Source organism: Ruoffia halotolerans (genome assembly GCF_014049385.1).
GTDB lineage: Bacteria > Bacillota > Bacilli > Lactobacillales > Aerococcaceae > Ruoffia > Ruoffia halotolerans.
This window is the reverse complement of record NZ_JACAOA010000008.1, coordinates 81,858-91,318: the sequence shown is the minus strand read 5'-3', so window position 1 is coordinate 91,318 and position 9,461 is coordinate 81,858. Positions and strand designations below refer to the sequence as shown.

The 9,461-nt window shown below is 35.9% G+C and carries 8 protein-coding genes; all 8 read right to left on the bottom strand.

Annotated features, from left to right (window positions below):
- Positions 1–151: 151 nt before the first annotated feature.
- Positions 152–1,222, bottom strand: a complete 1,071-nt coding sequence (recA, locus tag HW423_RS04570) for a recombinase RecA (protein ID WP_218930757.1) — start codon at positions 1,220–1,222, stop codon at positions 152–154.
- Positions 1,223–1,299: 77 nt separating this feature from the next.
- Positions 1,300–2,556, bottom strand: a complete 1,257-nt coding sequence (locus HW423_RS04565; protein WP_218930756.1) for a competence/damage-inducible protein A — start codon at positions 2,554–2,556, stop codon at positions 1,300–1,302.
- A 152-nt stretch (positions 2,557–2,708) separates the two neighbouring features.
- Complete coding sequence (pgsA, locus tag HW423_RS04560; RefSeq protein ID WP_218930764.1) at positions 2,709–3,290, bottom strand: CDP-diacylglycerol--glycerol-3-phosphate 3-phosphatidyltransferase; 582 nt, start codon at positions 3,288–3,290, stop codon at positions 2,709–2,711.
- 8 nt (positions 3,291–3,298) lie between these two features.
- A complete protein-coding gene (locus tag HW423_RS04555) occupies positions 3,299–4,327 on the bottom strand; it encodes a helix-turn-helix domain-containing protein (protein ID WP_218930755.1) in 1,029 nt (342 codons plus the stop codon).
- A 187-nt stretch (positions 4,328–4,514) separates the two neighbouring features.
- Positions 4,515–5,468 (bottom strand): ABC transporter permease, encoded by a 954-nt coding sequence (locus HW423_RS04550; protein WP_218930754.1) that lies wholly within the window; start codon positions 5,466–5,468, stop codon positions 4,515–4,517.
- Complete coding sequence (locus tag HW423_RS04545; RefSeq protein WP_218930763.1) at positions 5,468–6,529, bottom strand: ABC transporter permease; 1,062 nt, start codon at positions 6,527–6,529, stop codon at positions 5,468–5,470. Before HW423_RS04545 ends, HW423_RS04550 begins: the two co-directional genes overlap by 1 nt.
- Positions 6,530–6,552: 23 nt before the next feature.
- Positions 6,553–8,112 (bottom strand): ABC transporter ATP-binding protein, encoded by a 1,560-nt coding sequence (locus HW423_RS04540; protein WP_218930753.1) that lies wholly within the window; start codon positions 8,110–8,112, stop codon positions 6,553–6,555.
- A 268-nt stretch (positions 8,113–8,380) separates the two neighbouring features.
- On the bottom strand, positions 8,381–9,409 hold the full coding sequence (locus HW423_RS04535; RefSeq protein WP_235956290.1) for a BMP family lipoprotein: 1,029 nt from the start codon (positions 9,407–9,409) through the stop codon (positions 8,381–8,383).
- Positions 9,410–9,461: the final 52 nt, after the last annotated feature.

Sequence of the window (9,461 nt, the reverse complement as noted above, 5' to 3'; positions counted from 1 at the left end):
CGCTTACTATTTTTTTTTTTATAAAATATTATTTAATTATATTTCCTCGGAACTATCTAAGGGGTTTATTCTAATATGAATAAATTAAAGACCAGCCAGCCTGCTATAAAATATAACAGGCTGGCTGGTCTAAATTATTGAAATTAATTATCTAATATTCTTCGCTATCTAAAGGTAACTCAGTGCTTTCTTCTACTTTTTCTTCATTAACTTTTTCTTCTTTAACTTCTTTTGGTGTGAAGTAGTGCTCACGCACTTGAGCTTCAACAACTTCTAGAATATCTGGATTCTCTTCTAAGAATGTTTTCGCATTCTCTCGTCCTTGTCCGATTCGCTCTTCGCCATATGAATACCAAGAACCTGCTTTATTAATGATTTCTAAATCAGCAGCAATATCAACGAGTTCTCCAATTTTAGAAATCCCTTTACCATAGATAATATCTACCATTGCTTCTTTAAATGGAGGGGCTACTTTATTCTTAACTACTTTAATACGCGTTCTATTCCCTACAAAGTCTCCGCTATCTTTAATTGATTCCGCACGTCTGACTTCTAAACGAACTGATGAATAGAATTTAAGTGCACGTCCACCGGGCGTTGTTTCAGGGTTTCCGAACATAACACCCACTTTTTCACGAATTTGGTTAATGAAAAAGGCAATTGTTTTTGTTTTGTTAATTGAACCTGATAATTTTCTCAATGCTTGAGACATTAAACGAGCTTGAAGACCAATATGAGTATCACCCATCTCACCTTCAATTTCAGCTCTTGGAACTAATGCTGCAACAGAGTCAATAACAACGATATCAATGGCTCCAGATGATACTAATGCATCCGCAATTTCTAAGGCTTGCTCCCCTGTATCTGGTTGAGAAAGTAATAATTCCTCTACATCAACACCTAAATTCGCTGCGTAATCTGGATCTAATGCATGCTCAGCATCGATGAAGGCAGCTAAACCTCCATTTTTTTGAACTTCTGCAATAGCGTGTAGTGCAACTGTTGTCTTACCAGATGATTCTGGTCCGTAACATTCAATTATACGCCCTCTTGGGTATCCACCAACACCTAAGGCAATATCTAATTGTAAAGATCCAGTTGGTACAGTTGAAATACGTGTATCCGTACGATCTCCAAGACGCATAATTGCACCTTTACCAAAGTTTTTTTCAATTCCCTTTAATGCTAAGTCTAGCGCTTTTCTTCTATCTTTATCTACCATTACTTGTGCCTCCATTTCTTTTCTATTACATTGTAACTTTACTTTTATCGTTTTGCAAGTAAAAACGAACATATGTTCTATTTATTTAAAAATTCTTTTACTAAGTTTAAAACTTCAAACTCTGCTACTTCTCTTACAACATGTCTAGGTTTATTTGAGATATTTAATTCTTCTACTTGGACTGGATGATTTCTCGCTGCTAGAGCAACAAAGACCTTTCCTGGGGGATGACCCTCTAAAGATCTAGGTCCTGCTACACCAGTTAATGAAATAGCTAAATCACTACCAGTTAAATTTAACGTTCTCTCAGCCATTTCTTGTGCAACTTTTGCGCTGACAACCGTATGTTCTTTAATGATTTCTTCCGGTATCCCAAGCATTTTGACTTTTTGTTCTGTTTGATAAGTAACAAATCCACCAACAATGACGTCTCCAGCACCCGGTGTATTCGTTAATTTTTCTAGGACTAAACCACCTGTTAAACTTTCTGCTGCCGATAATGTTTTGTTATGTTTTTTTAATTCGTCGACAATGAATTTTTCAAAAAGTTGCTCAGACCCATAACCAATAAAATGCTTCGTAAAGCGTTGACGAATTTGTTCAGCTAATTCATCTAAAACATCTTCGGACTCTTCATAGGTTACAGAATTATATGTCAAACGAATCGTAACACGTTTAGGTTTAGCGTAAATAGCTATCGTTGGGTTTGTTTGAGTTTCGATTAAATCACTCAGTTTATCTGCAACGAAAGATTCCCCTACGCCATATAAATTAATGTATTTAGAACTAATAACACCTTGCTTAGCCACCACACTTCTAATATACGGTTTGACATGTTCATTCAGCATATGCTTCATCTCAAATGGAGGGCCAGGTAAAACAATATAATATATCGTTTTATTATTTTTTTCTTGCGTGTAGATTAACCCAGCAGCTAGTCCCATATCGTTAAGAATTGTTTCTCCGCCTTTAATCGTTAAAGCCTGTCTATAATTATTCTTTGTCATCTCACGATTTTGATTTTTGAAATAAGTTTCGACTCTCTCGAGTTGTTTCTTGTCGTAATATAATTCTTCACCTAAAAATTCAGCTAAAACTTGCTTTGTAATATCGTCTTCCGTTGGCCCTAAACCTCCAGAAAGAAAAATTAGATCAGATCTAGAGGATGCAATCTCTAAAGCTTCGTTTATCCTGTCACTATTATCTCCAACAACAGATTGATAATACGTTCCAATTCCAATATCAAGTAATTCTTGTGCGATATCACTCGCATTCGTATTCACTATGTATCCCATTAATAATTCAGTACCTACAGCTATAATTTCTGCCTTCAAAAAAACTCCCCCTATATATATACAAGAAAAATGATCAATTCCATTAATTTATTTTAAAAATAAAACAATTTACCCCAGATAAGATTATCATGAAGTAAATTGTTCTAAAAATAATATGCTATTGTTTATTTAAAACGAATTAATTTTTAATTTTATTGCGTATCAGAAAAGACATGCCGACCTTTATAAAAATATTCTGCCCCAGAATATACCGTAAATATTAAACAAATGTAAATTAAAATGGTCGAAATAGGAATATTGAGTAACGCAAAACCAATATCGTCAAATAAGTAGAATATTATCGCAAACATTTGAGTAAAAGTTTTAATTTTTCCTGGCCATGCAGCAGCCATTACTTTACCGCTTTGGGTTGCAAGTAATACTCGTAGCCCCGTAACAAGTAGTTCACGGCTCACAATAATCACGACTACCCAACCTGGAACTGTATTTGCTTGAACAAGCATAATTAAGGCAGTAATAACTAATAGTTTGTCCGCCATGGGGTCAAAAAACTCTCCAAATGATGTGATTAAATTATGTTTTCTAGCTAAGTAACCATCTAAATAATCAGTAATACTGGCCATGGTAAATACTAAACCAGCGATAAATTGAAAGACTGGAATACTTGCTCCCAATACATCAAATTTGCCAAATTGATTAGGTATATACATTAAAATGATGAACACAGGAATTAAAAACATTCTTGCTACTGTCAGTTTGTTAGCAATATTCATTTGCATGTTTATTCGGCTCCCTCCGTACCATCTTCTGGTGCTAATACGGCAGGCCCTTGGAAATCTTCTTCAGAAGTCGTTGCATCTTCTTCTGGTATATCTAGTTCGATAGCATCATCTTCAGATTCCCCTTCAGTATCTTCCGCTGCTGTAAAGATAATCGTCTCAGTTAAGTATTGTCCTTGAGGCTCAATTACCGTACCATTGACTGATAAATTAGCTCCTTCAGGATATCCAAAGGATATTCTAACTTCTTGAGTACCTGGGGTCACTGTGTGTTCTAGCACTTCATCTTCAACAATAGTTGTATCTTGTACAATCACACCGTCTTCAAATACACCAACCCACACAAAGTTATTTCCTTCAAACTCAAAAGTATATTCTGAGAACGGTGCATTCAATTCATATGTCGTAGTCTCACCTGGTTGTGAAGTTAATGTTAATACTTGATCTCCAACCATTACATCATTCTCTCCAAGCGCTGGCTCTTCAGTAGTGCTTTCAGATTCAGCATCTGATTCTGTCTCTTGCTCGTCCTGTTCAACTGATTCCGGTTCAACAACACTCACGATACTCGTCGTCTCACTTGAAACCGATTCTGCAGGTTGGTCGTTTTGATCGATACTATTAATTGCAAAGACTAAAGCAATCATTATTCCAATGACAATAGCTACTAATAAGATTACCGGTAAATAAGCAAGGATTGCATCAAAAGAATTATTTTCATTCGTAACATAACGTTCTGCACGACTCGGAATTTTATCGGCTTCCACATCATCAGAATCGTTAGCATTATCAGAATTTGAAGACAATTCATCTTCATATTCAATTAATAACTCATCACCATCTAAGCCAACCATATCAGCGTACTGCTTAATAAATGCACGTACATAAAAACTACCCGGCATTTCATCGTAATTACCCAATTCAATGGCTTGTAAATATTTTTTTTGAATTTTTGTCATTTGTTGTAATGTATTTAGGGTATAACCTTTTTCTACACGCGCTTCGCGTAATTTAGTTCCCAATTCGCTCATAAAACAGACTCCTCTTTGTATCTAAATCTATACTATTGTATTATAGCATAGAATTTTAAGATAGTAATCTTAATTGTTAAGTATTTTGTCATGATTTAATCTTATAAATTTATTGCATATATCAAAAAGAATCACTGTATTAATGCAAAAAACGGTCCTACAAATGTAGGCCGTTTTTTTAAAAGAATTATTTAGATTTAATATAAGTTTTACCATTCGCAGCTGGACCAGATGCTTTTCCTACAAAGCTTACAAGTACTATTATTGTAATAATGTAAGGTGCAATTTGTAAGTATACTGGATCGATTGATTCAATGATTGGTATTTGTGAACCAACTACTGATAAACTTTGAGCAAAACCAAAGAATATCGCAGCTAACATAGCTCCTACTGGATTCCATTTACCAAAGATCATCGCTGCCATTGCCATAAACCCTTGCCCTGCAATGGTTGAAACAGAGAAGTTTAGTGAAATTGATTGAGATAATACCGCTCCTCCAATACCACCGAATACACCTGAAAGTATTACACCAGCGTATTTCATTGCGTAAACATTAATCCCCATTGTATCTGCTGCTTGTGGATTCTCACCGACCGCACGGATTCTTAATCCAAAGCGTGTTCTCGCTAAGAAGAACCAACAGATAAAGGCAACAACAATACCAACATAAGCTGGCAGTGACGTTGATTGGAAGAATATCTTTCCAATAACAGGGATATCACTTAAAACTGGGAAGTTAAAATATCCAAATGATTCACGGATAATGTCAGTTTGTCCTCTTTGTTCAAATAAAACACGTGTTAAGAACACTGCTAAAGCTGGAGCAGCTAAGTTAACTACTGTACCAGAGATAATATGATCTGCTCTTAAATTAACTGTTGCTAAAGCATGAACTGCAGCAATGATTACCCCTGCAAGTGCTCCAACTAATAATCCAAGCCATGGAGTCCAAGAACCAAATGTTTCAGCATAAAATAAATTGAAAACAACGGAACTGAAAGCTCCCATAACCATAATACCTTCCAGACCAACGTTTACTATTCCGCTTCGCTCAGAGAACACTCCTCCGATTGCCGTAAAGATTAACGGGGCTGAATATACTAATGTAGATGATACAATTAATGCTAGTAAATTAACCATTAGTCATCTCCTCCTTGTACAATCACTTCTGTATTACTTAATTTAGATTTCTCACGACGATCCATAAAATAAGTAATAACATAGTTAGCACCTACGAAGAAGATAATTGCTGCCGTAGCAATATCTACAATCTCAGAAGGAACACCTGCCATTAATGGCATAATCGTTCCACCTGTTTTTAATCCACCAAATAACAGACTTGCGAAGATGATTCCGATTGGATTCAGACCGCCTAATAATGCTACAGCAAGTCCGTCAAAACCAATGGCTGGAGCAACACCGTTCGTTAAGAAGACGTTTCTAAACTCTCCTAAGCCGTTCATAACTCCACCTAATCCAGCTAATCCTCCAGATAATAACATTGCTAAAATAATATTACGTTTCGCATTCATACCTGCGTAATTCGCAGCATGCTTATTGAAACCAACTGATCTCAATTCGAAACCAACAGTTGTTCTTTGAAGTAAAATTGATACAAGAACTGCAAAAATTAAGGCTAAGATAATACCACCATGAATCGTTGACCCATTTGTTAAATCAGTTAACCATTGCAAGCGTAATGATGCATTCTCCCCAACGAAAGGCGTTGCATCTCCGCGCTCAGTGATTACGTTACGAATAATATGGTCAGAAATATAAATGGCTACATAGTTTAACATGATTGTTACGATAACTTCACTGGTATCAAAGAACGCTTTTAAAACTCCGGCAATTCCAGCCCATAAAGCACCAGCAATCGTTCCACCAAGTATTGCAAGTGGTAAGACAAGCCAACCTGGTGAATCAGGTAATGATATACCAATCCATACTGATACTAACCAACCTGCTAAAGCTTGACCAGCTAAACCAATATTAAAGAATCCAGCCGTATAAGCTACCGCAAAACCTAAACCAGTAAAGATTAGGGGAGTTGCTGCACGAATTGTTTGTCCAATATTAAATGGATTCCCTAAAGCTCCTGTAAGCAATGCTTTATAACCTTCAATTGGATTATAACCAAAAACCAACATAATAATTGCTCCAAAGACAAGTCCAATAACAATTGATAACAATGGGACCATAATTTGTCTAATATTTGACTTCACTATACAACACTTCCTTCCTGACGAGCCGCTTCAATTTCTGAAAATGGTGTTCCCGCCATCATCAATCCTAACTCACGTTCGTTTGTCTCATGTGTTGGAATGTCCGCAACAATCTTTCCATCAAACATGACTAGAACTCTATCAGTTACATTTAATATCTCATCAAGTTCGAAACTCATTAATAGAACACCTTTATCTTTATCACGTTCGTTAATTAATTCTTTATGAATAAATTCAATTGCACCCACATCGAGTCCACGAGTTGGGTTTGCCGCAATTAAGAATTTAGGATCACTATCTATTTCTCTAGCAATAATTGCTTTCTGCTGATTACCACCAGATAATGATCTAGCAAAAGCTTTCTCAGAAGTTGTTCTTACATCATAAGATTCAATTAGTTTTCTCGCTTGTTGTTCAATTTTACTAAAATATAATAAGCCATTACTTGAATAAGGTTTCGCGTAATAGTTTTTCAATACCATATTACTTTCTAATTGCATATCTAGAATTAAACCATACTTATGACGGTCTTCTGGAATATGTGCAATGCCACTTTCATTCACATCTCTCGGTGAAAGATTTGTAATATCTTTCCCTTCGAAGAGAATTTGACCTGATTCAACTGGCAATAATCCTGTCATTGCAAGTATTAATTCTGATTGACCATTTCCATCAATTCCCGCGATACCAACGATTTCTCCTTTGCGAACTTTAAATGAAAGATCCTCAACCGCTTTTATACCACGTTCATCCAAAACATTAAGTGATTTGATATCAATAATTGTATCTGATGGATTTGCAGGCTTCTTTTCAGTAGTAAATGATACTGCACGACCAACCATCATATCAGCTAACTCATTTGAAGTTGTTGTTGCTACATCAACAGTATCAATCGATTGACCACGCCGAATAACAGTACAGCGATCGGCTACTTGTTTAATTTCATCCAACTTATGAGTGATGATAATAATTGACTTACCTTCTTCGGCTAATTTACGTAATGTAACCATTAAATCTGTCACTTCTTGAGGCGTTAGTGACGCAGTCGGTTCATCAAAAATCAAAATGTCTGCCCCACGATAAAGCACTTTAAGAATCTCAACACGCTGTTGCATTCCTACACTAATAGATGAAATACGAGCTGAAGGATCGACACTCAAACCATATTGTTGAGAAATCTCTTCAATTTTTTTCTGAGCTGTTCCTTTATCAATTGTTAGACCTGAGACAGGTTCTTCACCCAATATAATGTTTTCAACGACCGTAAAAGCATCTATCAACATAAAATGTTGGTGAACCATCCCGATTCCGAGTTGGTTGGCTTTGGTTGGAGAATCAATTTGAACAACTTCTCCTCCCATGTAAATATCACCTGATGTAGGTTCTAATAAACCAGAGAGAATATTCATTAATGTTGATTTTCCTGCTCCGTTCTCCCCTAATAAGGCATGAATTTCACCTTTTTTCAACTGTAAGTTGATATTTTTGTTCGCGTAGAACTCACCAAATTTTTTGGAAATGTCACGCATCTCAATTACAGGTACATTTGTATCTGTCATAATTGCTCCTCACATTCTATACTTATAATTTTGCAATCTGTTATATCATATATAATTATAGACAAGTATACTAAAAAAGCATAGTAAAAATCGTATTATAGTATTCTATAATTGCAGTTTTGTTAAATAATTTGTATTTTCACTTATCTAAATTAGTACTTTGTAAATGTTTATTAGTTAACTTTCTTAATTATAAATGATTCATTCTGATAATTGTAAATCGTGATAAAAAAAGGCACCTCCACGAGGCGCCTTTTACTAAAAACGATTAGTTTTCAGGAGTTTCTGGGACTTCAATTTCACCATCAATAATTTGTTGACGGTAATCATTTACAGTTGTTAAAACTTCTTCTGAAAGATTTCCTTCAGCTAAGTCAACTCCACCATCAGCTAACCCAAAGACTTGTGTTCCAGCTTCGAAGTTACCTGCTTTTGTTTCATTTGTAAATAATTGGATAGAATCACCGATTTGTTTTAACGTCGAAGTCAAAGTTATACCGCGTTCTTCTCCATCAATTTCAATAATCCCTTCAGCGTCTTGATCCATATCAGCTCCGATAACCCAAATATTACGTTCTGGATCAGCAGAAACTAAATCTTTTGCTTCTGAGAAGACTCCGTTACCTGAATCTCCAGCAGCTTGGAAAATAATATCTGTATCTGCTGCATACATTGCTGCTGCTAATTGACGACCACGTGGTGCATCAGCAAAACTTCCAACATATTCAACTGTGACTTCGATGTCAGGATTAACTGCTTCAGCACCAGCGACAAAGCCTGCCTCGAAACGATCAAGTACAACCCCTTCAACTCCACCAATAAATCCAATCTTATTTGTTTCAGTAGTTGAAGCTGCAGCAACACCAGCTAGAAAAGCTGCTTCATTGTCTTGGAAATTAATAGAAGCAACATTTGGTTGGTCCACTACAGAGTCAATAATCGCAAACTGTTGATCTGGATATTGTTGAGCAACATCATTAATCGCTGCTTCTAATTTGAACCCTACTCCATAAATTAAATCAAAACCACTTTGAACCGCCGTGTTTAAGTTAGTAATGTAGTCTGAGTCAGTTGCTGATTCTAAATAATCAAAACCAGAAGTACCTCTTTCTAGGCCATTCTCTTCTCCCCATAGTTGTAAACCTTCCCATGCAGATTGGTTAAATGATTTATCATCTACCCCACCTTGGTCAGTAATCATGATTGCACTAAAATCTTCTTGTGCGTTAGCAAAAATTGGAGAAGCTAATCCTCCGGCAAGTAGAGCAATTGTTGATAATTTAAGTAATTTGTTCAATGTATTTCCTCCCTTAGTTAATGTCTAAAGGTATTATATGTTATAAAAAACG

Coding starts and splice junctions, on each gene's coding strand:
- HW423_RS04555 (WP_218930755.1), bottom strand. CDS start 4,327: ATGAGCGAATTGGGAACTAAATTACGCGAAGCGCGTGTAGAAAAAGGT.
- HW423_RS04545 (WP_218930763.1), bottom strand. CDS start 6,529: ATGGTCCCATTGTTATCAATTGTTATTGGACTTGTCTTTGGAGCAATT.
- pgsA (WP_218930764.1), bottom strand. CDS start 3,290: ATGAATATTGCTAACAAACTGACAGTAGCAAGAATGTTTTTAATTCCT.
- HW423_RS04550 (WP_218930754.1), bottom strand. CDS start 5,468: ATGGTTAATTTACTAGCATTAATTGTATCATCTACATTAGTATATTCA.
- recA (WP_218930757.1), bottom strand. CDS start 1,222: ATGGTAGATAAAGATAGAAGAAAAGCGCTAGACTTAGCATTAAAGGGA.
- HW423_RS04540 (WP_218930753.1), bottom strand. CDS start 8,112: ATGACAGATACAAATGTACCTGTAATTGAGATGCGTGACATTTCCAAA.